The sequence below is a fragment of the Flavobacteriales bacterium genome, from assembly GCA_021739695.1.
Lineage (GTDB): Bacteria > Bacteroidota > Bacteroidia > UBA10329 > UBA10329 > UBA10329.
Genome location: JAIPBM010000014.1, coordinates 44417 through 71223, shown reverse-complemented (window position 1 = coordinate 71223; position 26807 = coordinate 44417). Strand labels below are relative to the sequence as shown.

The 26807-nt window shown below is 46.0% G+C and carries 25 protein-coding genes and 1 pseudogene; 18 read left to right on the top strand and 8 right to left on the bottom strand.

What is annotated here, in order from left to right; genetic code table 11:
- Nucleotides 1–5 precede the first annotated feature (5 nt).
- The 12 genes and pseudogenes from K9J17_10310 (at nt 6) to K9J17_10255 (ending at nt 13623) form a co-directional block, all read left to right on the top strand.
- Entirely contained in the window at nt 6–167 is a 162-nt protein-coding gene (locus K9J17_10310; protein ID MCF8277118.1) for an AtpZ/AtpI family protein, read from the top strand.
- Nucleotides 164–529 carry a hypothetical protein gene (locus K9J17_10305; protein ID MCF8277117.1) on the top strand — a complete coding sequence of 122 codons (366 nt, stop codon included), beginning with the start codon at nt 164–166 and terminating at the stop codon, nt 527–529. Before K9J17_10310 ends, K9J17_10305 begins: the two co-directional genes overlap by 4 nt.
- A gap of 232 nt (nt 530–761) precedes the next feature.
- Nucleotides 762–1897: pseudogene (atpB, locus tag K9J17_10300) on the top strand (F0F1 ATP synthase subunit A).
- Nucleotides 1898–1978: 81 nt separating this feature from the next.
- Complete coding sequence (gene atpE / locus K9J17_10295; protein ID MCF8277116.1) at nt 1979–2185, top strand: ATP synthase F0 subunit C; 207 nt, start codon at nt 1979–1981, stop codon at nt 2183–2185.
- Between the two features lie 90 nt (nt 2186–2275).
- Nucleotides 2276–2770, top strand: coding sequence for a F0F1 ATP synthase subunit B (locus tag K9J17_10290; protein ID MCF8277115.1), 495 nt, complete (start codon nt 2276–2278; stop codon nt 2768–2770).
- Nucleotide 2771: 1 nt separating this feature from the next.
- Nucleotides 2772–3329, top strand: a complete 558-nt coding sequence (gene atpH / locus K9J17_10285) for an ATP synthase F1 subunit delta (protein ID MCF8277114.1) — start codon at nt 2772–2774, stop codon at nt 3327–3329.
- 35 nt (nt 3330–3364) lie between these two features.
- Nucleotides 3365–4939 (top strand): F0F1 ATP synthase subunit alpha, encoded by a 1575-nt coding sequence (atpA, locus tag K9J17_10280; protein ID MCF8277113.1) that lies wholly within the window; start codon nt 3365–3367, stop codon nt 4937–4939.
- A gap of 78 nt (nt 4940–5017) precedes the next feature.
- Nucleotides 5018–5887 carry an ATP synthase F1 subunit gamma gene (atpG, locus tag K9J17_10275; GenBank protein MCF8277112.1) on the top strand — a complete coding sequence of 290 codons (870 nt, stop codon included), beginning with the start codon at nt 5018–5020 and terminating at the stop codon, nt 5885–5887.
- Between the two features lie 80 nt (nt 5888–5967).
- Nucleotides 5968–8055: a T9SS type A sorting domain-containing protein gene (locus K9J17_10270; GenBank protein ID MCF8277111.1), complete on the top strand. Its 2088-nt coding sequence runs from the start codon at nt 5968–5970 to the stop codon at nt 8053–8055.
- Between the two features lie 48 nt (nt 8056–8103).
- Complete coding sequence (locus K9J17_10265; GenBank protein MCF8277110.1) at nt 8104–8961, top strand: lamin tail domain-containing protein; 858 nt, start codon at nt 8104–8106, stop codon at nt 8959–8961.
- A 161-nt stretch (nt 8962–9122) separates the two neighbouring features.
- Nucleotides 9123–9977 carry a lamin tail domain-containing protein gene (locus K9J17_10260; GenBank protein ID MCF8277109.1) on the top strand — a complete coding sequence of 285 codons (855 nt, stop codon included), beginning with the start codon at nt 9123–9125 and terminating at the stop codon, nt 9975–9977.
- Between the two features lie 43 nt (nt 9978–10020).
- Nucleotides 10021–13623 (top strand): GHKL domain-containing protein, encoded by a 3603-nt coding sequence (locus K9J17_10255; GenBank protein ID MCF8277108.1) that lies wholly within the window; start codon nt 10021–10023, stop codon nt 13621–13623.
- Here K9J17_10255 and K9J17_10250 read toward each other — a convergent pair.
- From K9J17_10250 to K9J17_10230, 5 genes are all read right to left on the bottom strand, one after another.
- The gene (locus K9J17_10250) at nt 13599–14501 is read right to left on the bottom strand and encodes a DMT family transporter (GenBank protein MCF8277107.1); all 903 of its coding nucleotides are present in this window, start codon (nt 14499–14501) and stop codon (nt 13599–13601) included. The two genes, K9J17_10255 and K9J17_10250, sit on opposite strands and share 25 nt — an antisense overlap.
- On the bottom strand, nt 14494–14850 hold the full coding sequence (locus tag K9J17_10245; protein ID MCF8277106.1) for a hypothetical protein: 357 nt from the start codon (nt 14848–14850) through the stop codon (nt 14494–14496). The genes K9J17_10250 and K9J17_10245 overlap by 8 nt, the downstream gene beginning before the upstream one ends.
- A 94-nt stretch (nt 14851–14944) precedes the next feature.
- Nucleotides 14945–15925, bottom strand: coding sequence for a hypothetical protein (locus K9J17_10240; GenBank protein ID MCF8277105.1), 981 nt, complete (start codon nt 15923–15925; stop codon nt 14945–14947).
- 189 nt (nt 15926–16114) lie between these two features.
- A complete protein-coding gene (locus K9J17_10235) occupies nt 16115–18196 on the bottom strand; it encodes a T9SS type A sorting domain-containing protein (protein MCF8277104.1) in 2082 nt (693 codons plus the stop codon).
- A 61-nt stretch (nt 18197–18257) separates the two neighbouring features.
- Nucleotides 18258–19397 (bottom strand): cystathionine gamma-synthase, encoded by a 1140-nt coding sequence (locus K9J17_10230; protein MCF8277103.1) that lies wholly within the window; start codon nt 19395–19397, stop codon nt 18258–18260.
- A gap of 86 nt (nt 19398–19483) precedes the next feature.
- Between K9J17_10230 and K9J17_10225 the strand changes: the two genes are divergently transcribed.
- Nucleotides 19484–20152, top strand: coding sequence for a nitroreductase family protein (locus K9J17_10225; protein ID MCF8277102.1), 669 nt, complete (start codon nt 19484–19486; stop codon nt 20150–20152).
- 64 nt (nt 20153–20216) lie between these two features.
- Here K9J17_10225 and K9J17_10220 read toward each other — a convergent pair whose 3' ends face one another.
- The gene (locus tag K9J17_10220) at nt 20217–21530 is read right to left on the bottom strand and encodes a glycosyltransferase family 4 protein (protein MCF8277101.1); all 1314 of its coding nucleotides are present in this window, start codon (nt 21528–21530) and stop codon (nt 20217–20219) included.
- Between the two features lie 72 nt (nt 21531–21602).
- Here K9J17_10220 and K9J17_10215 point away from each other — a divergent pair, with 72 nt between their 5' ends.
- From K9J17_10215 to K9J17_10195, 5 genes are all read left to right on the top strand, one after another.
- Nucleotides 21603–21926 (top strand): DUF2834 domain-containing protein, encoded by a 324-nt coding sequence (locus tag K9J17_10215; GenBank protein ID MCF8277100.1) that lies wholly within the window; start codon nt 21603–21605, stop codon nt 21924–21926.
- 37 nt (nt 21927–21963) lie between these two features.
- Nucleotides 21964–22848: a restriction endonuclease gene (locus tag K9J17_10210; protein MCF8277099.1), complete on the top strand. Its 885-nt coding sequence runs from the start codon at nt 21964–21966 to the stop codon at nt 22846–22848.
- 10 nt (nt 22849–22858) lie between these two features.
- Nucleotides 22859–23515, top strand: a complete 657-nt coding sequence (gene pdxH, locus K9J17_10205) for a pyridoxamine 5'-phosphate oxidase (protein ID MCF8277098.1) — start codon at nt 22859–22861, stop codon at nt 23513–23515.
- 76 nt (nt 23516–23591) lie between these two features.
- Nucleotides 23592–23783, top strand: a complete 192-nt coding sequence (locus tag K9J17_10200; protein ID MCF8277097.1) for a hypothetical protein — start codon at nt 23592–23594, stop codon at nt 23781–23783.
- Nucleotides 23773–24246 carry a hypothetical protein gene (locus K9J17_10195; protein MCF8277096.1) on the top strand — a complete coding sequence of 158 codons (474 nt, stop codon included), beginning with the start codon at nt 23773–23775 and terminating at the stop codon, nt 24244–24246. Before K9J17_10200 ends, K9J17_10195 begins: the two co-directional genes overlap by 11 nt.
- A 61-nt stretch (nt 24247–24307) precedes the next feature.
- Here the strand turns inward: K9J17_10195 and K9J17_10190 are convergent, their stop codons facing one another.
- Nucleotides 24308–25408 carry a 2-aminoethylphosphonate--pyruvate transaminase gene (locus K9J17_10190; protein MCF8277095.1) on the bottom strand — a complete coding sequence of 367 codons (1101 nt, stop codon included), beginning with the start codon at nt 25406–25408 and terminating at the stop codon, nt 24308–24310.
- A 114-nt stretch (nt 25409–25522) separates the two neighbouring features.
- Nucleotides 25523–26707 carry a DUF5690 family protein gene (locus K9J17_10185; GenBank protein MCF8277094.1) on the bottom strand — a complete coding sequence of 395 codons (1185 nt, stop codon included), beginning with the start codon at nt 26705–26707 and terminating at the stop codon, nt 25523–25525.
- Between the last annotated feature and the right edge of the window lie 100 nt (nt 26708–26807).

Genomic DNA, 26807 nt, shown 5'->3' with positions numbered 1-26807 from the left:
CTTCGATGGCCACGCAAATGGCCCTTATCATTGTGGCTGGAGCTTTGGGAGGCATGCAACTCGATAAATATTTGGAGACAGAAACGCCTTGGTTTACGGGCGGATTGACAATTGTGGCCGTTTTCTTATCGATGTATTTTGCAATAAAAGACCTGCTAAAAGGATGAAATACTCAGTAAAAGCCCTCATAGTCTATCTGATTGCCATGGCCATTCTGGCGATGATCAACGAAACTGCAAGCATTGATCTGAATACACTTCACATTTCTCTTTGTGGCCTTTTCATGTTCGGGACAAGCGTGGCTATTCATCATTTTACCATCAAAGCATCGCTAGAAAAGCCGACTCTGTTTCCAACATATTTCATGGCAATCACGGGACTGAAAATGATGGTTTACATCGTAGCCTTGGGTATTTATGTTTTCGTTTTTCGTTCAGCGTCAATTCCCGTTATCGTCACATTTCTGATCCTTTATGTGACCTACTCTATTCTAGAGGTCATTTCGGCTCTCAAAGCCCTTAAAAAGTAGCGGTGATTATCGGTGAATAACCGACCACTTTGCTGTTAGTAGAAAGACCTTAAAAAAACGTTGGCCTTTAGCTTTTCTTTTGTCTATATTTGCGCCCGAAAAATCAGGCGGTATAAAATCCCCGTTTCGATGATGCTGAAACATAGACCACATAAGGCTTTCAAGCCATTTTTTCTTCTTATTTCCCTTGCTTTTTTGACGTCAGGAAGCTTGTTGGCTTCGGAAGATTCTGATGTTCATGCTGAGGATTCAACTCACCAGCATGAAGTAACTGAAGCGGTTTTGGACCATGGGCACGACCATGCTGCCGACCATTCTGGAGAGGAACCTGAGGCTTTCAACGCTGGTGATATGATCATGCACCACGTGATGGACGCTTACGATATTCACTTGATGGATATTGGTGGACATGCCATTAGCATTCCGTTGCCTGTTATTCTTTATAGTGCTGAAGATGGATTGAGTGTGTTCCTTTCTTCTGGTTTTCATCACGGACATGCGGCCAAAAACCGTTATGTATTGAGCGATGGACACATTTATCGTCTTGGCCTGAACAACCCATTTGCTTCTTCTGAAAAAATTCACTTGGAAGAAGCTATGAGCATGGGATACTCAGAGCAAAGTTGGGGCGGAGTATTCAGAGGCGAAAATGGTGCCTTCGTTGATCTTTCCATCACCAAGACAGTGGCTGGAATTCTGATCACCGTGATGTTGATGTTGATCATCTTCAGCAAAGTTGCTGGGGCTTACAAACGAGAAGGTTCTACTGAAGCACCGAAAGGATTTCAGGCGCTGATGGAAACCATCATTCTTTTTGTGAGAGACGAGATTGCAAAACCATCTATCGGTCACAAGTATGAGCGTTTCATGCCTTTCTTGCTTACCATCTTCTTCTTTATCTGGATTGCCAACATCTTAGGGCTTATTCCATTCATAGGAGGATTTAACGTTACAGGAAACATTGCCGTAACGATGGTATTGGCGTTGTTCACCTTTGTAGTTACCACCATCAATGGAAACAAAACTTATTGGGGTCACATTTTTGCAACACCTGGCGTTCCAGGATGGTTGTTGCCGTTGATGATTCCAATCGAGCTTTTAGGCGTGTTCACCAAGCCATTGGTACTTTGCCTTCGATTGTTTGCCAACATCACTGCTGGTCACATCATTATTCTTTCGTTCATGAGTCTCATCTTCATCTTTGCCGATATATATGGCGCTGGTGCAGGTTATGGAGCATCAATCGTTTCGTTGCTTTTCGGAGTTTTCATGAACGTAATGGAATTGCTCGTAGCGTTCCTTCAGGCATACGTATTCACACTTCTTTCCGCTCTTTACTTCGGTAGTGCAGTGGAGGAACATCATTAATCAAATCAGTAATCAATTAACCCAAAACAATAATAAACAATGGAAATTATCGCAATTCTTTTGGACGCTGCCTATGCTTACATGGGTGCAGGTATCGGAGCAGGTGTTGCTGCAATCGGTGCTGGAATGGGTATCGGTCGTATCGGTGGATCGGCTCTTGAGTCAATGGCACGTCAGCCAGAGGCTATCGGAGACATCCGTGCATCAATGATCGTTGCTGCTGCACTTGTAGAAGGTGCTGCGTTCTTCGGAATCATTGTTTGTCTTCTTATCGTGTTGATGAAGTAAGACGAATAAAGGGTTCGGAATCCCGGTGCTGACGGTTGGTCAGCACCGTGGGATTCCACAAATTGATTTGAATTAGAAAAACACACTGAAATGGGATTAGTAACTCCTGGAATAGGCCTCATCATTTGGATGACCATTGCCTTCCTTATTGTTTGGGTGGGATTGGGCAAATTTGCATGGCCAGCCATTCTTGAAACGATCAAAGAGCGAGAAGAGAACATCGCAAAGGCATTGATGTCGGCTGAAAATGCCAAGGCAGAAATGCAAAAACTTCAGTCTGATAATGAGCAGATCCTGAAAGAAGCACGCGAAGAGCGTGACAACATGCTGAAGGATGCGAAGGAGATCCGTGAAAAACTGATTGCTGACGCTGAAGGAGATGCAAAAGCGAAAGCCGAGAAGATAGTGGCTGACGCTCGTGAGAGTATTCAAACAGAGAAAACAGCTGCAATGGCTGAGATCAAGAATCATGTTGCTGCACTTTCTATTGAGATTGCAGAGAAGATTCTAAAAGCTGAGTTGGGTGATGCTGCAAAGCAAAAACAACTGGTTAATAATCTACTTGAAGACATCAAGCTGAACTAAAATGGCTCAGACAAAGGTTGCAACACGATACGCGAAATCGCTCCTTGGCCTTGTGGCCGAGAAGGGAAATTTGGAAGAGGCTTTCAACGACATGCTGTTGATCAAAAAGACCTGTTCTGAAAATCGCGACCTGGTTGTTCTACTCAAAAGTCCTGTGGTGAACACCGAGAAAAAGGTGAGCATTCTGACCAGCATCTATGAGAAGAATGTGAGTAAGGTGACCATGCTTTTCATCACTCTTATCACTAAAAACCGAAGAGAAGGCGCTCTTCCAGAAATTGCTGATGCGTTTGTGGCGCAATACAAGGCGATGAAAGGAATTACAACTGCGGTTGTTACTTCAGCTTCGGTTCTTGCTGACGATGCGAAGAAGAAAATCACTGACCTTGTTCAGAAAGAAGTTGGCGGAACGGTTGAACTTGAAACAGAAATCAATCCGGAACTTATTGGAGGATTCATACTCCGCATTGGCGACAAACAATTGGACACTTCGATCTTGAGTAAGATCGGTGACCTACGCCAAGAATTCATGAATAAAACATTTGCTAAAGAACTCTAATTAAGCGAGAGCAATCTCGAACTAACACTAATAAAATGGCAGACATCAAACCAGCAGAGATCTCAGGTATTTTAAGAGAACAACTCTCAGGCTACAAAACTGAAGCCCAACTGGAAGAAGTAGGTACCGTACTCCAAGTGGGTGATGGTATTGCTCGTATTTACGGTCTTTCGAACGTACAGGCCGGTGAGCTTATCGAATTTGACGGAGGTACACGAGGTATCATCCTGAACTTGGAGGAAGACAACGTTGGTGCGGTATTGCTTGGTTCTTCGAGCGGTATTGCTGAAGGTTCAACCGCCAAGCGAACGGGAAAAATTGCTTCTATTCAGGTAGGAGAAGGACTTCTAGGTCGTGTTGTGAACACGCTTGGAGAGCCAATTGACGGTAAAGGACCTATCTCAGGAGAGCTTTTTGAAATGCCATTGGAGCGTAAAGCGCCAGGGGTTATCTTCCGTCAGCCAGTAACTGAGCCACTTCAAACAGGTATCAAAGCAATTGATGCGATGATTCCGATCGGTCGTGGACAACGTGAGTTGATCATTGGTGACCGTCAGACAGGTAAGACTGCCGTGACGATCGATACCATCATCAACCAAAAAGAATTTTACGATGCTGGCAAACCAGTTTACTGCATCTATGTGGCCATCGGACAAAAAGGTTCGACCGTTGCTGGAATTGTGAAAACATTGGAAGATGCAGGCGCCATGGCCTACACGGTTGTTGTTGCTGCAACAGCTTCTGACCCAGCTCCGCTTCAGTTTTACGCTCCATTCTCGGGTGCTGCCATCGGAGAATATTTCCGAGATACCGGTCGTCCAGCATTGATCATTTATGATGATCTATCGAAACAAGCGGTAGCTTACCGTGAGGTATCTCTTCTTTTGAGAAGACCTCCAGGTCGTGAGGCTTACCCAGGAGACGTTTTCTACCTACACAGCCGTCTGCTAGAGCGCGCTGCCAAGGTGATCAACGATGATGAGGTTGCTAAGAACATGAACGACCTTCCTCCTTCATTGGTAGGAAAAGTAAAAGGTGGTGGTTCGTTGACAGCACTTCCAATTATTGAAACACAAGCGGGTGACGTTTCTGCATACATCCCAACCAACGTAATTTCGATTACAGATGGTCAGATCTTCTTGGAGTCTAACTTGTTCAACTCGGGTGTTCGTCCAGCGATCAACGTAGGTATCTCGGTATCGCGTGTTGGTGGATCCGCTCAGATCAAGTCGATGAAGAAAGTTGCTGGTACATTGAAGCTTGACCAAGCACAGTACCGTGAATTGGAGGCATTTGCCAAGTTCGGTTCTGACCTTGATGCTGCTACCATGAACGTACTTGAGAAAGGAAAGCGTAACGTGGAGATCTTGAAGCAAGGACAGTACGCTCCGGTTTCTGTAGAGAAGCAAGTTGCCATCATTTACCTTGGATCTAAAGGTCTTTTGAGAAAAGTTCCTGTAGAGAAAGTAAGAGCTTTCGAGACTGAGTTCTTGGATTACTTGGATGCCAAGCACCGCGATGTTCTTGACGGATTGAAAGCAGGTAAACTGACTGACGAGATCACGGATACTTTGGAAAAAGTTGCCGCTGACCTAGCGGGGAAATATTAATTTGTTATTCGTTAATCGGTTAAAAGTTATTTAGGACAACACCAATAACCTAGTAACCCAATAACCCAATAACCAACCATGGCTGGATTAAAAGAAGTACGCGAAAGGATCAAATCGATCTCATCTACCATGCAGATCACTTCTGCCATGAAGATGGTATCGGCTGCAAAGTTGCGTAGAGCGCAAGATGCGATAACCCGTATGCGTCCGTATGCCAGCAAGCTGTCAGAGATCCTTGCCAACCTAAGTGCAAGCTTAGATTCATCAGAAGGCGGAGCGTATTCTGCCGAGCGTCCGATTGAGAAAGTGCTTATCGTAGCGGTTTCTTCCAATCGTGGATTGTGCGGTGGTTTCAACTCAAACGTCAACAAGAAGGTGATGAGTTTGGCCAATGGCGTATATGCTGGAAAAGAGATTACTGTTGTTTCCATCGGAAAGAAATCAGGCGAATTCTTGAAGCGTAGAAACTTCAATGTCATTGAACGTCACGATAGTGTTTACGACAGCTTGAGCTTCGATGTCATCGCTCCCATTGCTGAAAGCATCATGGAAGCGTTTGTTGAAGGAAAGTACGACCGTGTGGATGTGGTTTACAATCAGTTTAAGAATGCCGCTACGCAATTGTGTGTTGCCGAGCAGTTCTTGCCTGTTGCGCCACCAGAAGTAACTGAAAACACGTCTGCAACAGATTACATCTTTGAACCTGCCAAGGCCGAGATTGTTGCTGACCTTATTCCTCGTTCGTTGAAAACGCAATTGTATGCTGCAACACTTGATAGCCATGCTTCTGAGCACGGAGCTCGAATGACGGCCATGCACAAGGCAACAGACAACGCTTCAGACATTTTGAAAGCACTGAAACTATCTTACAATAAGGCCCGTCAAGCTTCCATTACCAACGAGATCCTCGAGATCGTTGGTGGAGCAGCTGCGCTGGAAGAGGGGTAGAAAATCAACTACATTTTGTAAAAGACCCGTTCGTAATCTGAACGGGTCTTTTTTGTTTTTTGGCATCATATCTTTGAAGCATGAAACAGCTGCTACCCCTACTTCTACTCTTCTCCATTTCTGCGCAAGCTCAAGACCATCTCCATTGCGGAGCGGACGAAATGCGCATCCAAACGCTTCACGCCAATCCGAAGATTGCGCAGGCGGTAATCGAACGCGATGCTCAATTGGAAGCATTCACAAGAGAATTTGCCCTTCGACAAGCTCAGGGTACGGCAAGGGGCGGACAGCTTTACACCATTCCGGTGGTGTTCCATGTGATCCATAAATACGGAACCGAGAACATCTCGCGCGAGCAGATACTTGATGGAATGCGCATACTGAACGAGACCTTCCGAAAAACGCGCGAAGACACGGCAGATATTCACCCCGATTTCAAACCCATTCATGCCGACACGGGAATAGAGTTCGCGCTAGCCACCAAAGACCCCGAAGGAAACTGCCACAGCGGCATCAACCGCATTGCATCAGAGCTCACAAACAGTGGCGATCATCGCGTAAAGGAACTCGTGCATTGGGACCCATCCATGTACCTGAATGTGTATGTGGTAACCAATGCCGCTGGTTTGGCAGGCCATTGCGTTTGGCCTGCCGATGCAGACACCATTCCCGAATGGGACGGCATCGTTATCGCCCATAGTTATGTAGGAACCATCGGCACATCCACCCTCACGCGCTCTGTTGCCTTTGCGCATGAATGCGGTCATTACCTCAATCTTCATCACATCTGGGGCGGAAATAACGTTCCCAATTTCTATTACCTGCCTGTTGGTCAGGCAAGCAATTGCGATGAGGACGATCTGGTAGACGACACACCCAACACCATTGGTTGGAGCAATTGCAACCTCAATGCCGCATCGTGCGGAAACGTGCGCGATAACGTTCAGAATGCCATGGACTATTCTTACTGCAATATCATGTTTACCGAAGGGCAGAAAACGCGGATGCTTGCCGCACTCAATTCGCCCATTGCCAATAGGAATAACCTTTGGACACCAAGCAACCTGGCGGCTACTGGCGTAATGCCCCGATCGGGCCTTTGCGAAGCCGATTTTGAAGCAGACAACACCTTTATCTGCAATCCGAATGGCGGAGCAGTTACATTCACAAACACCTCATTTCATGGAGAGATCGATTCCGTTTATTGGGAATTCCCCGGAGGAGATTCTCCCTTTTCGCTGCTGGCAGAACCCATAGTGGTCTATTACCAGCCAGGCATTTTCGATGTGTCGCTCACGGTTTATTCAAACGGACAATCGGAACAGGTTACCAAGCAGAACTACATCCAAGTATCGGCAGACTCTTCTTGGTCCTATCCATTTTGGGATTGGTTTGAAGGAAACTCCGATCTGGAGGGAATGCCTTGGTCAGAGAATTCCTTGGATGCGGACAACCGATGGGAATTGACGGAAGTTGCTTCTCATAGTCCGAGTCATTCCGTTTGGGTAGATAACTGGGACAATGATGCCATTACGGTTGATGAACTCTACGGCCCATCCATCGACCTAAGTTCAGCTTCTACCATGCGCTTAGCCTTCAAATATGCTTTTGCTGGGCAAACTGACGCAACAAATGACACCAAGTTGCAGCTTCAGGTAAGTAGGAACTGCGAGACCACATGGGTCACCAGATTGAGCATCGTTGGAAATTCGCTTGAAACCGCACCAGCTCAATCCGAACCCTTTGCGCCAACAATCGAACAGTGGCAACAGGAAGATATTGGCATCCCTTCCAGTTATTTGGAAGATGGTTTCCGATTCCGATTCGTGTTTACCTCCGCTGGTAACAATCGGCTGTTTTTGGATGATATCAACGTAGATGTTACCGCAGGCGTTGAAGATTCTCAGCGCAATGCAATGGATGTTTCCATCCATCCCAATCCGGCCAAAGAACAATTGAACGTAGAATTTGGACTGGAAGAAGCGAACGAACTTTCCTTCTCAATCGTAGATCTGATGGGAAAATCGGTCATGGAAATACGAGCACAAGAATTTGCTTCGGGCGCTCATTTTCAACGCTTAGATCTGAAAACATTACCTGCTGGAATCTATTTTCTCTCCATCCGATCAAACAGTGGTCAGGTCACCAAAAGATTCATCGTACTTTAATACAGGAAAGTCCTGATCTACTTACTTTTACCATTCTAAAATAATTACATGAAACAAATTCTACTTTACTTTTCTGTTTTAACCGGTGTTGTTGCCTTTGGCACACAAACCGTTGCACAATCCGCACTTGGCGGAGCTGCTCCCGTAATTACCGAGATCATGTACAATCCACCAGAATCGGGAACCGATTCCTTGGAATTCATTGAGATACTCAATCCAAGTCTAACAGCCACCATCAACATGTCTGGTTTTTATATTGAAGATGCTTTTAGTTTCACTTTCCCATCAGGCTTCATCTTAGGCACTGGCGAGTATGTTGTAATTGCAGGAGACTCTGTGATATTTGAGTCTGCTTTTGGTGTTGAAGCACTCCAATGGGAAGGCTCTGCCAACCAATTAAGCAATAACGGTGAATCAATCACCTTAAAAGCCCCGAATAGCACAGTAGTAGATGAAGTTACTTATGGCGCTTCTGGAATGTGGCCTGCTGGGGCAAACAGCCAAGGGTACTCATTGGTTCTGTGCGACCCAACGGCAGACAACAGCTTGGCTGCAAACTGGACCGTTTCTGAGAACAACACTGGGGTTGTTGTGAATAGTTTGACCATCTATGCAGATCCTGGAATGGCTGCTACTTGTACAGCAACAGGTATCGCAGACGATAACGTCATTACTACGCTCGTTTATCCAAATCCTACTGAAGGTCTGTTTACGATGCAATTCGCAGAACTAAAGAACATGGGAACACTGAGCATCCACAACAGTGTTGGTCAGTTGATTCAAATGGAAACCATTGCCGCTGGAACCACAACTAAACGAGTTGATTCTCAATTGGCAAGTGGATTTTACGTGATCACACTACAAGATGGAGATGCTATTTCGCATCAGAATTTGATTGTGCAGTAAGCACTTACCTATCAAATAATGAAGGGCGGCTCATCTGGGCCGCCCTTTCTGTTTTGCACAATTCCTGTTTATCCACCCCTAAATAATCCACCATCTGCCACGTACTTGGTACTCCAACACAACCTTGAAGCGCATATTCGTTTACCAAGTACCTTCGTGTCATGCGTTTTCTACCAGCATTAGTTATCCTGTTCTTACCTGGAATCAGTGGGGCAGCTTTCAGCCAACCGCTTCCACCTGGGAGTCCTGCCATCGTCATTTCGGAGATCATGTACCATTCTCCTCAATTGGGCGAGGACAATTTGGAGTTCATTGAGATTCAAAATCCGAGCGCAACCAGCGAACGGAGTTTATCTGGGCATTCCTTTGTGCAAGGCATTGAGTTTACATTTCCAATAGGCTTTTTAGTTCAGCCGCTGGAATACGTGATCATAGCCAAAGATTCGGTGGCCTTTGAAAATACATTCGGCATTCCTGCTCTACAGTGGACCAGCGGAGACTTGGATGATGCGGGCGAAACCATTATCGTGAAAAGTAATTTCAACGAGACCGTAGATTCTATTCCTTACACTACTTCGGCTCCTTGGCCTACTGGAGCGGATGGAAACGGAGCATCCATTGTGCTTTGCATCGATTCGTTGGACAACTCCGTTGGCGCTAATTGGTCGACTGCCGCAACCAATACGGGAATCATTATAAACGGCATTCAGATCCATGCCAACCCTGGAGCAAGCTGTTCGGTGAATGATGCCATTTCGGAAGCTGATACCGAGCTATTCTCCATTTATCCGAACCCAAATAATGGCAATGTTTTCCTTTCGGCCAATGCAGCAAACGTCTCAAATGCTGTGGTTGAAATATTCTCTACATCAGGGCATTTGATTGCACGAAAACCGCTTGGCAACTCCCCAGCAGAAAAAGTGCTGATTGCTTCCGGTCTTGAATCTGGAATCTATTTGGTACGATTATCGAGCGGAGCACAAGTAAGCAACAAGCGGATGGTGGTGATCCGCTAACGTTTCGGCATACCTTATCTTTGATTAAATCGTTCTCGATTCTGTGAGAAAATTCCTTCTGCTATTCACCCTGACCTTGCTTGTAGGTTTCTCTGCAGGTTTCCTCACGGACTATCGCGAAAGCAACGAGCGAGAACTGAAACACGCGCAGATTGAACTCGATTTTCAGGCCGTTGACGCGCGTTTGCAGCAGACAATCAAACGGGTAGAAGAACGAACTGATGGCCTTCGAACATATTGTGATTGCTGGGAAAAATACGGTATCGGTCTGGTGATCTACGACAACGGATTGGCCACCGAATGGACAACCAACGCACTGCCTTTTCAGACTTCATTCGAAGAAAGAACCAAACCGACCGAAGGTCTCACAAAGCTTAAAAATGCTTGGTATCTGTGTCGAACCTCCGAAGTGAATGGCCAACTGCTGGTAGGTTATGCGCTTATTGAGACCGAATACGGATTTGAGAACCGATACATCAAGAACCGTTGGAATCCAGCGATAAAAGATGGAGACCATTTTTCGGTAACGCTCAGCGACCACGAAACACAAGCCTTGCACTTTGCGGATGGAATGGTGGCTGCGTATGTGCGTTTCAGCGATCCGCATGCAAACCCGGCCTTTTCACGTTCGGCAGCGCTGTGGCTGGTGTTCATTGCGCTTGTATTGATGACGCTTTGGGCTGCGGCAAATTGGATGTTGGTGTTCACATCGCCTTCGGTTTCTGTGGCAAGCTTTATTGTTCTCACTCTCCTTTTCCGAGGATTAATGCTTTGGTGGAATCTCCCGAAGGCACTCTACGCCATCGAAACATTCGGTCCTTCATTGCACGCTTCATCCCTCTTGGTCCCATCGCTTGGCGACCTAGCGCTGCATCTCATTTTCGGATTGGTGATGCTGATCCGATTGGTACGTTTCGGATTCCGTCCGTCTAATTCGCGAGTCGTCAGCGCCCTTGTGCCCATCATTCAAGTACTGCTTGTTTTTCCGGTTTTCTGGCTGTTTCAAACGCTAGTGGTCAACTCGTCTTTCTCCTTAAAACTGAATGACCCGTTCTCTCTCAGCATCTACAGTTTTGTGGGACTCACAATCAGTTTTATTGGGCTGCTTAGCTATTTCATTTCCTACAAACTGCTTAATCGAATCCTTCCTTCGGAAACAAGAAACTGGAGGAAGTCAATCGTTTTTTGGCTGATCGGTACCATCGGATTGTTCTTGCTGACCAACATGGACGCCAGTGCGATATTGGTGAGTGCAACGGCATTAGCCTTGGTCATTTTCCTCTCTGTGGCAGAGAAATGGCTCAGCCGGACAGATGGGCTTTCTGGCTACGTTCCTTTGGTTCTCGCTTTTACCATTCTTGCAAGCGTAATGATGGTGAGTTCGTTCCACGCCAACGAACGCGAATCGCGCAAAGCGCTGGCCCAAAAAATTGAGCACCGTCAAAATCCGATCAGCGAATATCTCTTCTCTGCTTTGGAAGAAAAGATCATTGATGATAGGTCATTGCGCAACCTGCTTACCGTTCGGCCAATGGATGAAGATGCGGTACTGATTGCTATTCATCATTTTCTGGCCTACGACCACTGGAATCAGTACCGAGCGGTAGTTAACATGTACAACCAGAACGGTGGAATAATGGTTTCTGACCAGCCAACTGTTGGACCTAACTATTTTGAGTTGCAACGCGATTTCGATGCCTCTAAACCAACCATGTCCAAGAACCTACGCTACGCAGGAATTTGGAATACGGATGGCGGCTACTTGGCCAGGCTGGAATTGAAAGGCAGACGTTCGCAGGATGACCTCGTGCTTTTCATTCAACTCATTCCCGAAAAAACAGATGATGTGGTTGGATTCACCGATCTGTTTGTGGACGAGGAGATCGGCACCGCCAAAGACCTGGAAGGTTATTCGTACGCCATTTACCAAAATGGCGAATTGCAAGAACGTCACGGAGATTTTGCCTACAGTCTTTCGGATGCCATGTTTGCCAAGTTCAAAGACGAAAACACGTTTACTGTTTTTGATGGTTACGAGCATCTGGTCAATAATCCTTCCGATGGTCACGTGGTGGTCATCAGTATCGTAGACGATGGCATCATCGATCATCTCACCATTTTTTCTTATTTATTCCTGTTCTATTTTGCTTTGGCCACCATTGCGGTCATGCTCGAAGGCACCTTGATACGTGGTCTCTTTACCAATAGCAGTTTCCGAAGTCGTATCAATCTGGCAATGGGTTCCGTTCTGCTTTTCTCACTGTTGCTAATCGGTGCGCTCACGGTTTTTTACGTGGTCCGCGAATACAACAACCGCAACGAGGAAATGATATCGGAACGCTCGCGTTCGGTTCTCATCGTCATGGAAAGACGGCTTCGCGAAAGAGAATCTTTCTCGCAAGAAGATCAGCCAATGCTTTCGGAATTACTCAACCGATTGTCGAAAGTGTTTTTCACCGATGTGAATCTATATCAGATGAACGGCCATCTTCTGGCCACTTCGCGCCCTCGTTTGTATGACGAAGGTTTGTTAGCAAAAGTGCTCGACCGCACTGCTTATGTCGAAATGCGATTCAATCAACGGTCAAGTTTCATCCAGGAAGAAACCATTGGCAACCTAAAATACCTTACGGCATACGTGCCTTTTAGGAATGATAAAGGTGAAGTGATCGCCATTGTGAGTTTGCCTTATTTCGCCCGGCAATACGGTTTGCAGCAGGAAATATTCTCGCTTTTGGCCGCTTTGACCAACATTTATGTGTTCCTGATTCTGATCTCAGTAGTGGTTGCTTTGGTCATTTCCAACCGCATTACTGAACCGCTACGTTTCATTCGCGATAGCTTAAAAAACCTGAAACTGGATGAAGCCAACCGCGCCATTGAATGGAACAGCAAGGACGAGATCGGTGAATTGGTTGATGAATACAACCGCACCTTGAACGAACTGGTGCGAAGTGCCGAGATGCTGGCGCGGTCAGAGCGAGAAAGTGCTTGGCGCGAAATGGCCAAACAGGTAGCGCACGAGATCAAGAATCCGCTGACGCCCATGAAACTGAGCATACAGATGCTTCAGCGAAGCAAGAATGATGGCGCGGAAGATCTAGGTGAGCGAATTGATAAAGTGACGAATACGCTGGTTGAGCAGATCGATACGCTTTCCAACATAGCCAGCGAGTTTTCTTCTTTTGCGCAAATGCCAAAATCAAACATTGAAAGTGTAGATCTGAAACACCTGCTCGAAAGTGTGGCAGAACTTCATCAAAACAATGAAGTGGTGATTGTGCTGGAAACCCAAACCGATGGACCAAGTTGCGTAATGGCCGACAAGGACCAGATGCTGCGTGTGTTCAATAACCTTATCAAGAATGCAATTCAGGCTGTTTCTGAAGGAACCAATCCTCAAATTGTGCTCAGGCTAAAGCCCGAAAATGGCCTTTGGATTGTTTCGGTAACAGACAACGGTTCGGGCATTCCCGAAGAGCTTCAGGAAAAGATATTCGTGCCCAATTTCACTACCAAAACATCGGGAATGGGATTGGGATTGGCGATGGTGAAAAATATTGTTGAATCAGCGAACGGCAAGATCTGGTTTGAAACTTCCGAATCGGAAGGAACCACCTTTTACGTTTCTTTTCCTACGGCCTGAGGCGCGGCCTTAGAACTGACGAGATAAACTCCGGTGCAGATCAGCACGGCTGATGCCACTTTGACCCAGCTCAAATGGTCTTTTCCCAACGAGATGGCGAAAGCTGAGGCAATGATCGGTTGCAGATAGATGTAGGTACTCACCACCGAAGGACTCACATATTTAAGCGCTGAAATGTTAAAGAGATAGGCGAAAAAACTGAGCCCGACCACCACAAAGACAGTGGCCCAAATGATGTTTGGCGGGAAAGTGCTCCATTGGATCTGCGAAAATTCCTCAAAACCGAATGGTAGCACCATTATCAACCCAAAGAGAAACACCCATTTGATCACCGTAAATGGATGATACTTCTTCATAATGGGCGAAATAAGCACGAGATATACTCCGTAAGACGATGCGTTGACCAAGATCAGAAGATCACCCGTAAATGTGTCGCTACTGAAAGAAAGCTCCTTGCCAGCCAGAAGAATAAGCATCGTACCGATCATTCCTATACCGATGCCCAAGGCCTTTTTCGCTGTAATCCGTTCCTTGATAATGACAGCTGCCATGATCAGCACCAGAATAGGTGTAGATATCATGATGACGGCTGCATTTATCGGATGCGTAAGGCTCAATCCCTTGAAGAACATCAACTGATTGATAGCAATGCCAAAAAGTGCGCAAAGCAGCAATCTGGGAAAGTCCTTTCGGTCAATCTTCTCCTTTACAAAAAGACTGACCAGCCAAAACATCGAAACCGCTCCCAAACACCGCAACAGCACAAACCCAAAGGGTTGAATATATTCGGGCATCACCTCCTTTGCAATGGTGTAATTGAGCCCATACAAGAGCTGCGCACAGAACAACATCAGGTGCGCTAAGAGTTGTTTATTCATGCAGAGCGGCCTTGGCGGCTTCCACCGTTTTCTTGGCATTGCCAACAAATACTTCTTCTTCTATCCAAATAATGGGTCGTTTCAGAAATGTGTATTCTTCCAAGATGTACTTCCGATAATCCGCTTCCGTTAGCTTCATTTCGTTCAATCCCAAACTTCTGAACTTGATGGCACGCTTGCTGAACAAGGCTTCGTAAGATCCAACTTTCTCCTTTGCGGCATCCAAATCTTTGGCAGAAATGTTCTCAACCTTGATGTCCTGGAACTCAAAATCCTTCTGTCTTAGACCTAGTTCACTAATAATACGTTGGCAGGTATCGCAGCTGGAAAGGTGGTGGATCTTGCGCATGGGAATCGAATTTGGCTACGAAGATAAGGGTTCGTTATTGCGAACGCAGCCCAGTGTTCTCAGACAGATTGCTTCGTCTGTTGCACCCAGCGACCTACTCTGCCCGCCTCAGATAGAATGTAAGGTCATCAAGGATGAGAATGAGGCGGGTGTCATCAAACCTTCTGATCTGCAAGGAAAGATGGTCGCCTTGGTCGGTCACTTCGAGATAACTATTGTCGTGCGTCCAATCGTAATGCATGGTACGGCCCAATCTTCCTTTTTTGCCTCTGGCATGCAGGCTTCCAGACTCTGTGAATTCGTATCCTTTGAAATCCTCGAAGCCGTATGCGAGCATAGGCAACACCTTTTCTGAGGGTGCAGTGTAAGTGGTTGCAACGCTATCCGAATCCCAAAGGCCGACCAGATTACCAGTCCATTCTGCCTTGCCCGCATTGAACTTTACAGTATCCGTTACATTCCCATTCGAATCGTAGTAGAACCACGGGCCATGTTTGCCGCCAGCATCCGAAATGATGGTCATCTCAAGGTCATACGGTGGCAGTGGACTTTCAATGTACATGGTATCGCCTATGATCCATTCGGTCAAATATTCGCCTTCGGCAATCTTTTTGCCAGCCTTGTCATATTCTATTCCACGACCGGTCATAAGACCATCCAAGGTTTGGAAAAACTCCGACTCGAGTGTTCCATCCTCGTAAAACGATTTTACCTTATATAGAGAATCTGGACCGAGCACTTCTTCCTGCTCCAGCACTCCCTCTTTGTTTGATATTTCAACCCGTAGCGCAATTCCATGTTGATAATCGGAAACGGTTTTGTTCCATCCGCTGGTCTTCCATTGACCCTCCTTCTTTCCATTCAGCACTTCGCCCTCAGAAACGACTATTGAGTCGCTTGTCACTTGTCTTTCATAGTAGTTCAATGTATCGCCACAAATGGCATAGGCACGCTTGACAAAAACGGTGTCGCCCGAGTATTTGTTCACGTTGAAAGTGGTGGTGGTGCATGGCTGTTGACAGCCGATGGCAACAAGCAGGGTCAATAATGCAGTGGTTTGTAAAATGCTTTTCATGTGGTAGGTTTCATGTGGTTTGATCAATAGAATGCAGAAATTCCGAAAAGGAACAAGCCATTCATTTACACTAAAATTACATGGGAAACCTCCTCAACAATGCGAGTACAATACTTTGCAACGTATGTAAAAACACCAAAGGCGTGGAAACCCACGCCTTTGTTTTGCAATTCGTCCAATGCTGAAGGATTACTCCACAACCAGTTTTTTGACCGTTCTTCCTGCAGTTCCTTGAATTTGCAGCAAGTAGATTCCAGCGCTCTGTACCATGGAACGGTCTAATGTGAATCGGTGCGCTCCGCTCAAGAGTGTTCCTTGATGAATTGTCGCTACTATTTTCCCGGCCACGTCCATCAACGTGATTCCGTAATTCCCAGAATTTGCCACTTCCAAATTGATCTGCGCATTATCTACCAACGGATTTGGACTCACAGTAAACTCAAAATCGGCCTGCTGGTCGTTTACACCAAGTGGCCCGGAAATTTGAATGTCATCGATGTAAATGTTATTTCCTTTCTCGCTCACTCCTCTGAATTTCACCAATAGATTCTCTTCATTGGCATAACTTCCCAGATTCACGTTCACCAGCTCCCAATCTGCACTTGAACTTGGCGTATAAGCAGAGCTTTGAGTACCGCTTACCGTTGATAGCGATGCCCCACTTTTGTTGTAGCGCAGCGCCCAATTCTGCCCACAATCTTTAGAAACATACACTCGAAGGTTGTCTGATTCTCCACCCGAACGCTGTTTGTAGGCTAATCGGAAATAAAGGTCCGGATCATTCATTTGGGTCATATCCACAGACGGAAGTTGGAATTCATCCGTGCTTCCTGATGGATTTGTGCTGTAATTATTCAGGTAGATGCTTTTGTTGTCTGTAAAGGCCGTATTCGTCTCTTGCCATGTTGATCCCACGCCATCAGAAAAAACGAGGTAATCTTCCTGATCTTCCTCAAATCCTTCAAAACTGAAATAGCTTGTGATCTGAGCCGACCCCGGAATAACCGTTACGTAATCTGTTTGTGTATGGCTATCAGTTCCTTCGGCATTGCTCACCGTTAGTGTAATAGAATAAACGCCTGGAGAAGCGAAGGAAACCGATGGATTGGCGCTACTTGAAGTACTTGGAGTGCCACCTGGCATGCTCCAGCTGTAAGTATCTACGGTGCCGTTGAAACTGGCATCAGATAGCACTATGGGCTCGTCTGTGCAGGTTAGTCGTTGCAGCGCAAAGAAATCTGCCTTTGGAGCACATGGAGTCTCGCTAAGTAAAACTCCCGTACTGTTCAAGTTATTGCTGGAAATCAGCTGTGCACGCGTTCCGGAAAGGACGCCATCCATTCTTGCTTTCTGATCAAGACTGAACATGTTCTGACACGTTCCATTTGAATAATCCATGTAATTCTCTACTTGATCAATTATATCTGGACTGTCGTTTGTACAGCTGTTTCGCGTAAGCGGGCAGCCGTAATTTGCCTCGGCAGTTGGAGGAGTGTCATCGCAACCATCATCAAAGAATCCGCCAGCGCAACCACCTTGAAACGTATGGAACAAACCGAGCCAATGACCTGCTTCATGTGTCAAGGTGCGACCCACATTCGTGTTGTTCGCAGCAGTACCAATGCTTCCAATAAAATCTCCACGCACCACAACTCCGTCCGTGTTGGCACTTCCAAATCCTGGGAACTGAGCATAGCCTAAGGTGATCCCACCACTGGTACCATCTCCAGCAATTGAAGCCACAACCCATACATTGAAATACTTCGTGCTTGGCCAATAGCTCACACCTTTAACACCATTGTCGTCAGAAGCGTTATAGGTCAATGACGACCATACGCGAACCACACCATCAGTACAATTTCCTTGTGGATCCAATTTGGCCAAACGGAATTCAACATTCGGATTTGCAGCCACACCCTGAAACTCAGGACGAGTATTCACAGCATCGGCATTTAACCTGCTGTAGTCCTCATTCAGAATGCGCATTTGATCCTCAATCTGCTCGTAGCTGATGTTCTCATTTCCACCTTGATGAATGACATGGAACACCGTTGGGATGATGCGTGGCCCGCCTCGTTCTCCTTCATATTCGGCATTCTGACGGGCAATATCAGTGGCTTGATCCTGAAACTCTAAAATCCTCTGTAGACCAGCGGGGTCTTGCTCAAGCATCTTTTCAAACTGAGCATCAAAACCGCAATGTGCGTTTTGAGCCTGTGTTGAAACTATTGAAAGCAGCACGGCTGCAAAAATCAAGGGAAAATTCTTCATCATTCGGTTTATGTTCACTCACAAATATAAGTTCGAGAGTCGCGGTTTTATGTAACGAATATTACCCTAATGCAGCTTTTAGGTCGGCTATCAGGTCTTCGGGATCTTCTATTCCTATGCTCAAACGGATAAGCGAGTCTACAACACCCGTCTTCTCTCTTTCTTCTTTCGGGATGGAAGCATGCGTCATGCTGGCCGGGTGACCTAGAAGCGATTCCACTCCGCCCAGACTTTCTGCCAAGGCAAAAAGATGCGTGTTCGAAAGCACTTTGGTTGCTGCCGCGATGGTGTTTTCCTTCAATGTGAAAGAAACCATTCCACCAAAACCGCTCATCTGCTTTTTGGCCACTTCGTGATTCGGATGAGATTCAAAACCTGGCCAATAGACTTTGTCCACTTTTGGATGATCCTTCAGCCAATGGGCAATTTCTTTTCCGTTGATACAATGCTGTTTCATCCTTATAGAAAGCGTTTTCAATCCGCGTAGCACCAAGAAGCTATCCATCGGTCCGCAAACGGCTCCGCTGCTATTCTGAATGAAATACATCCGTTCTGAAAGAGCTTTGTCTTTCACAACCAAGGCGCCCATCACCACATCTGAATGACCACCCAAGTATTTCGTTACCGAATGCATCACGATATCGGCACCAAGATCAAGCGGTTGCTGAAGTGCTGGAGTGGCAAATGTATTATCGACCGCCAAAAGAGCTCCGGCCGCTTTCGCGATCTTAGACATTGCTTCAATATCAATGATGTTCATCATCGGATTGGTTGGTGTTTCTACCCAAATGAGTTTGGTATTGGCATTCACCTTGGCTTTCACGGATTCCAAATCGCCCATCGGTACAAAATGGAATTTGATACCGAATCCTTCATAGATCTTCGTGAACAGACGGTAGGTTCCGCCATATAGATCGTTCGTACTGATTACCTCATCGCCCGGTTTCAGCATTTTTATAACGCAGTCAATAGCAGCCATTCCACTACCAAAACAAGCACCGTAGCTTCCATTTTCCAACTCGGCAATGGCTTTTTCCAACGCATTTCGTGTTGGATTTCCAGTTCGAGAATACTCGTATCCTTTGTGATCGCCAGGTGCCGCTTGCACGTAGGTTGATGTCTGATAGATCGGAGTCATGATGGCTCCCGTTGTTGGATCTGGCTCTACACCAGCGTGTACTGCTTTGGTTCCGAATTTCATATTGAGACTTTTAGCCCGACATCAGTCGGATTCGCGGCAAATGTATAGGAATCTTTATACTAGCTTCATAACCCAAAGCACAGAAGATGACAGATTCGAAAGACGGCTTCATTCCTTACGGGCCACTTAATTTCCCCGAAGCAGAAATGCATCAACGGTCGACAGATTTTTACCAATTCATGAATAAGCGCAGATCCTTGCGGACGTTCTCGGACAAACCTGTTCCGAGAGAAGTGATTGAGAATCTGATTCGAACTGCTTCAACAGCGCCATCAGGTGCGCACATGCAGCCATGGACTTTCTGTGCAGTGAGTTCTGCAGACATTAAATCGAAAATTCGCGAAGCCGCAGAAAAAGAAGAGTATGAGAATTACCACGGACGAATGAGTGAGCGTTGGCTCAAAGACCTGGAACCTTTCGGCACCGACCACATCAAGCCATTTCTGGAAATCGCTCCATGGCTCATTATAGTGATGAAACGCTCTTATGAATTGGTCGATAGCGAAAAGAAGAATAACTATTACGCAACTGAAAGTGTCGGTTTGGCAAGTGGTTTTCTCTTAGCAGCCATTCATAATGCTGGTTTGGTGGCTTTGACGCACACTCCGAGCCCGATGAATTTTCTTTCGAAAGTTTTAAATCGTCCTGAGAACGAAAAACCGTTTCTGTTGATTCCTGTGGGATATGCTGCTAAAGGTGCTGAAGTGCCTGATCTGGAACGAAAAACGTTGGAGGAAGTAGCGGTGTTTTACTAACGTTCATGCTGAACTCGTTTCAGCATCTGCTTTAGACCCTGAAACAAGTTCAGGGTGAGGCCTCCTACCTTTTATTCTTCGCCTCTATCCAACGGCTCATAAACTCCGTGCTGCGCATGCTATGATGCATTAGCATAGAACCGATGAAATTCTGTTGGCGATGGCTTTCCAAATTGGATTGTAGATTTTCCAATCGATGAATGAATTCTAAACCCAATTTCTCCTTCGGATAGATCTGATTGATGATGGAAACGCCATTTATCTGAGCCGTTTCCCAAGCGGATTTATCTGTGTAAAGTTCTATAGCCGCTTGCGCGAATTCTTTTGGTGAATCGGCAACTGCACCGCTCCACGGCAAGTAACCGTGCATGGCTTCTGCACCTATTGAAGTGGTGACGCTTGGCGTACCGCACTGCATAGCTTCCACCAGTTTTCCTTTCAGTCCTGCACCAAAACGCAATGGCGCTAAAAGCACTTTCGCTTTACTGATTACTTCTTTGGCATTTTCCGCTCTTCCGAGAATGAGAAATCCGTCTTTTTGGGAATGAAGTTGCTTGGCTTTTTCGCTGGTATAAGCGCCATAAACGTGCATTTCAGCTTTAGGAAGTTGCTTTCGAATCAACGGCCAGATGTCTGATTTTAGGTATTGCACTGCGTCCCAATTGGGTGGATGCAGGAAATTACCAATGGTGACGAAGTGTTGTCTTTCCTCAAATACCCCACCCCTAACCCCTCCCCGAAAGGAAGGGGAACTGTCACCTTGCTCCAACATTTGCTCATGGCTCCATTTCTTCCCCTTGGGGGGAGTTAGAGGGGGCCGTTGCGTGGTCAGCATAAAAGGCAAATAATGAAGCACGTCTTCATCGACTTTGAAAACCGTTCTCAGCAACTCCATTTCGAACTCGGAAATGATGAGCGATAGGTCGCAACGGTAAATGCTCGCAATCTCGCGCTTGGCGTGTTCGTTTAATAAGTCCGTGATAGCAAATTCTCGGTTTTCTTTTAAGGCTTGATGACGCGCATGGCGCAAACAATGCAGGTCTTCGGTATCTAAAACACGCAAGGCATTCGGACAAGTATCCGCCACGCGCCAACCGAATTGCTCTTCGGTCATGAAGCGGTCGAAAAGCACAATCTGTGGATTGAGTTCCCGAACAAAATCATTGAACGAGGAACTGTTCAACTCAATGGAAACCTGCTTTGCTCCAATGGCCGAAAGATCAACAGCAAACTCGCTTTCAGCGGCTGCACTAGCGAAAGTAATTTCCCACGCTTGCCGTTGGAACAGCTCAATGAGCTGCAACATCCGACTGCCCGCAGCCGAAGAATTCGGTTCTGGAAAAACAGTGCCGATGATGAGGAGTTTCTGTTGGCTCATTTGAGAGATTCAAACCTATCGAATTAAGTTCGGAACAGTTATATCTTCGTTCATCATCAAAATCCATCCAAAATGAAAACAGCTTACATCTCAACGCTCGGAATCATCGGAATCGGTTTTGCCGCATTCTTCTTCATTACAATGGGCCCAGTATTTTTTGCCGACCCAGATATTGTTGCTGCAGTGAAAGCAGGATTCGTAAATCCTTATTCTTCGGGCTTTGCTACCGATGCCGTTTGTTGCTGGCTAGTGCTTGCCGCTTGGGTTGTTTACGAGAAGTTCGAAAAAGGCATCAAGTACGGTTGGATTGCCTTATTGATTGGATTAGTTCCCGGTGTTGCCGCGGCTTTTTCGCTCTATCTGGTGATGCGGATGAGGCAGCTTGAGAATGCGTAATTGGCTAATTTGGACGTCCACAAAATGAACCGTTTGAATGACAGCAGAACTCCCCAAGTTTCACGAAACTTTTAACCCTATTCTGGATATTCTTAGTGATGGGAAAACGATTCATCACAGAGAACTGTTAAAACGTGTCGTGGAGAAGTATTATTCTCACTTACCTAAAGAACTTTTGGAAGAAAAAACGAAGAGCGGTGACGTCCTTATCATGAACAGAATTGCTTGGGGCAAGTCCTATCTTAAAAAGGGTGGGTTCATCGTTTATCCTGAGAGAGGGATGGTTCAGATAACTAAGAAAGGTAAAGTCCAAGGAGATGGCTTGAAATTAAAAGATGTTGAGGGTGAATCTGACTTTTTGAAGTTCTATTCAGATGAAAAAGAGAAAGACAATCATAAGGACTTAAAAATTGACAATTCTTCACCACAGGACCTGATAGATTCAGGCTTCTCGGAAATCGAACTTCAGGTTAAAAATGAACTCCTTGAAAAACTAAAAACAATTGACCCGTACTACTTTGAAAAAGTCATACTGATCCTTTTGAAAAAAATGGGATATGGAGATTTCATAGAAACTTCAAAGTCAGGTGACGGAGGAATAGACGGAATAATAAACGAGGATAAACTCGGGTTATCTAAAATCTACATTCAAGCCAAGCGATACGGTGAAAACAAGGTTCGTGAAAAAGAAATCAGAAATTTCATCGGTGCGATGAGTGGAGATACTAGTAAAGGTGTTTTCGTTACTACTTCTAGTTTTGATGGTGGTGCAGAGAAAAAGGCGAATGATGCGCACCATTCTATAATATTGATTGATGGTTACAAGTTAGTAGACTTGATGCATGAATTCAATGTCGGAGTTCAGGTTCGAACAATTTATGAAGTTAAAGAATTAGATGAAGACTTTTTCGAAGGTCAGTAATTGGGTACAAATGAGTTTAGAAGAAGTCCGTAATTACATCAATACCGTTAGGCGCGATTTTGCCAGCAAACCGCTGAGCAAATCCGACCTGAACGAAAATCCCATGGAGCAGTTTGCCACATGGATGGAAGAAGCTGTGAACGCGCAGATCTTGGACCCGTATGCCATGTGCCTGAGTACGGTCAATGCAAACGGCCGTCCATCATCGCGCATCGTGTATTGGCGCGATGTGAGTGAAGACGGATTTGTGCTTTACACCAACTACAACAGCCGCAAAGGCATTGAGATTGCTGCCAATCCGTACGTAGCGCTCAACTTCCATTGGAGCGAATTGGATCGACAGATCCGCATCGAAGGACCAATTCACAAAGTTTCGCAAGAAAATTCCGATGCATACTGGGCATCGCGACCGCGCGAAAGCAGAATCGGGGCTTGGGCTTCGGCACAGAGCAGCATCGTTTCGAGCCCAGGTCAGCTACAGAATTCGGTAAAGGAACTGGAAGCGAAATTCGGTGATGGTGACATACCGCGACCTGCGCATTGGGGCGGTTACGTGGTCATTCCCGAACGATTGGAGTTCTGGCAAGGTCGCCCAAGCCGTTTACACGATCGTTTCGTCTACATCAAAAACGGAGATGAATGGGCAATGGAGCAACTTTCCCCGTAGGGAGGAAAAAGGAGAAAACGTGCTAGACATTTTCTCCTTTTTCGTTTTTATTTTCTCTTCATCGTAGCTTTACATCATGTCACAGCTCATTTTCGATACAAAGGAGAACAACAACCGCAGGCGGCAAGAGGAGTTCTTGGCTTTGTCTCCTGCGGAGCGCGTGCAGGTTTTCTTGAAAATGGTGAGTGAGTTTACCAAGTTCGGAACGAAGGCAAAACCACTTGAAAAAGGAAACTTCGTTCTTACAAGATCGGAAGATGGAGTTTGATGACAAGGTTCAACAGTTCATTGAACTGGCAAATAAGCATGAAGTAAAAATGCTAATGGTGGGTGGTGGTGCCGTTAATTTCCACGGCTACCAACGGCATTCCACAGACGTTGATTTTTGGATTGACATTCGCCAAGAAAATCTTGACCACCTGAAAATTGTTCTGAACGAAATGGGCTATGCTTTTGATGCGTTTCCTGAAGATGTGAAACGCGCTGAACAGAACATTTCCATCAAAATATCCCCTATTCAGGAAATAGAACTTATTACCCGTTTCAATCCTGGAAAAACATTTGACGAAGCATTTACCAATGCTGAAACAACCACGATCAACTCGCTCGAAATTGCGAAGTATCGGGTGCTTGCGTATGAAGACCTTATCAATAGCAAAATCAAATCCAGCAGGCCAAAAGACCTTTTAGATATTCAGCAGTTACAAATGTTGAGGGAAGAAAAACGATAAGCTGAGATATGAAAAACGTCACTGAACGTTTTCTCCTTTTTCATTTTTCATTTCACCGTTTTCAGAACCCCATTTCGGCCTTCACCTCCGCAATAGCGCTAAGCAAGGCTTCCACATCTTCTGTTGAAATGCGGCCGATGTTTCCAATTCGAAAGCAATCTGCTTTGGTCAGTTTTCCCGGATAGATGGCAAAACCACGCTCATTCAACTTTTCGTAAAATGCGTTGAAGTTGAAATTGGCGCTATCAGGATGATTGAACGTAGTAATGATGTAGCCCTGTTTTTCTTCAGGTAAGTACTCCGTGAAACCCATATTGCGCATGCCGCCAACAAGCGTTTGATAATTCTTCTGATAACGCGCTGAGCGGCCTTCCACTCCACCCTCTGCATACAATTCTTTTATGGCCTGATGGTAGGCCAACAGCGAATGTGTAGGCGGTGTAAAACGGAACTGACCGTTATTCTCCAGTCCTTTCCATTGGGCAAACAGGTCGAGGCTTAGCGTGCGTGAACGGCCTTCGCATTCCTTCAACGCAGCTTGGCTTACCAAGGTGAAACTGAAACCCGGAACGCCTTCAATACACTTGTTGCTACTCGAAACAAGGAAGTCGATGTTGCACTCAGCCAGATCAACAGGTACAGCACCAAAACTGCTCATGGCATCGACCATGTAGCGTTTTCCATGCTTTCTGATCACCATCCCGTATTCTTTGATCGGATTGAAAATGCCCGTGGTGGTCTCGCAATGCACCACAACCACATGCGACACGCTTGGGTTTTTGGCAAGAAAATCGTCCAATTCCTGAACAGAAGGCGCTTGGTCTTCATCGTAGGTCAAGGCATCGTATCGGAAGCCATGAACCTCCGCCATTTTGCAGATGCGTTCTCCGTAAGCCCCGTTCACCAACACCAACAAATGACCATCCTTCGCCAAAGCGGAAGAAATCATGCTTTCCACCCCAAAAGTTCCAGAACCTTGCATGATTACACATTCATAGCCTTTTGCTTGACTTACGTTTCCGAGTTCGAGCAATTGATCTCTGATCTCTTTTACGAGGTTGATGAACTCAAAATCGCGCGAGCCAAGATCGCGAAGCATGGCCTGTTTCACGGTCATGGAAGTGGTCAGTGGACCAGGGGTAAAAAGCAGTTTGTCTTTCAAAGTGATACTAATTATGAATGATGCATATAAGTTGAACCACAGAGGGCACAAAAAGAGGCACAGAGTTCACAGAGCAATCAATTCTTCTGTTTTCCTGTTCTTCAGGTATTCTGTTCATCGGTTGAGCAACAGTTTTCTACGTTCGAAATAAATGATGGCGAAGATGGTGAAAACCACCCCAACGATGCTGAGCGCGTAGCATGCGTAGGTGAAAAATGTGAGCCAATCCATCTCGCTGACGAAGAAGTCTTTGTAAAATAGCACAGCCACGCTGCCGAGGTAACCGAAGGCATCAGCCAAGTAGATGAGAAAGCCTGCGTTGCTCGGGTATTTGAAGGCCGCGATCAATCGCTCGAAAAGGATACAATTGAAGGGAATGTAGCCCATGTAAGCGCCAAAACCCGTAAGCATGATCCACGGAATGGGTCCGATGAAATCGTGATGAAAAAGCCACGTGCTGGCTCCAACAGCCGCACAGCCCAATCCGATAATGATATGATTGATGGTGAGCGCCAACATGTTATTCCTGATGAACATGACGAAGGCCAACATCAGCAACACACCAATCGTCACTGGGATTTCGGTAGTGGTGAAAATGGCCGGTGTATCTCCAAAGCCTAATTGGCCAAGAATTTCAGCCATGAAATTGTCGCGGAAATCGCGGAAGGCAGTGAGCATGATGTAAACGATGATCAGCGAAATCAATCCACCGGCAAAGTTCATGAAGAACGCTTTTCGTTGCGCACCTGTCATCGGTTCGCGCTTGGTTCGCAGTTCCTCGTCTTCTTTAGATGGGTCGGGCAATAGCGATAACATGCTAACGAAAAACAGCAACGGAACAGCGAAAATCGCTCCCACCGCAAAAGGCATCCAGAAATCGGATACACCTTCAATAAGCAGCCATTTTCCTACGCTTTTCACAAAGCCAGAAGCAAATATGAAGCTGGCGCACAATCCAGCGCCCATCAGTTCGGTGTAGCGTCTTCCTTCCAAGAAACTAAAGACCAATCCCCACACCATTCCGAGTGGAATTCCGTTTAGGAATAAGAACAAAAATTTGAATTTGACCGGAACAGCAGCAAACCCGAGAAGTGCTAGTTCTGCAATTCCGATCAATGTAAGAATGGCCAAACCACGCTTGTTTCGTCCCATTTCGGAAACCACTTTTATTCCAATGAATTTAGAAAGCGTGTAGCCTAAAACCTGCGCTATCACAATGGCCGATTTGAACGAAAGCCCGAACATATCGTCCACTCCATCAAAACTCGCAGCCGAGAACGGTTTGCGAAACGCGTACATGCATGAATAGGTGGAAAATGCCGCTACAATGGCGTACACCGAAAGGACGAATCCATTCGAATTCGCCAACCATTTGGTGATGTTGCTTCCGAGGTTTTTC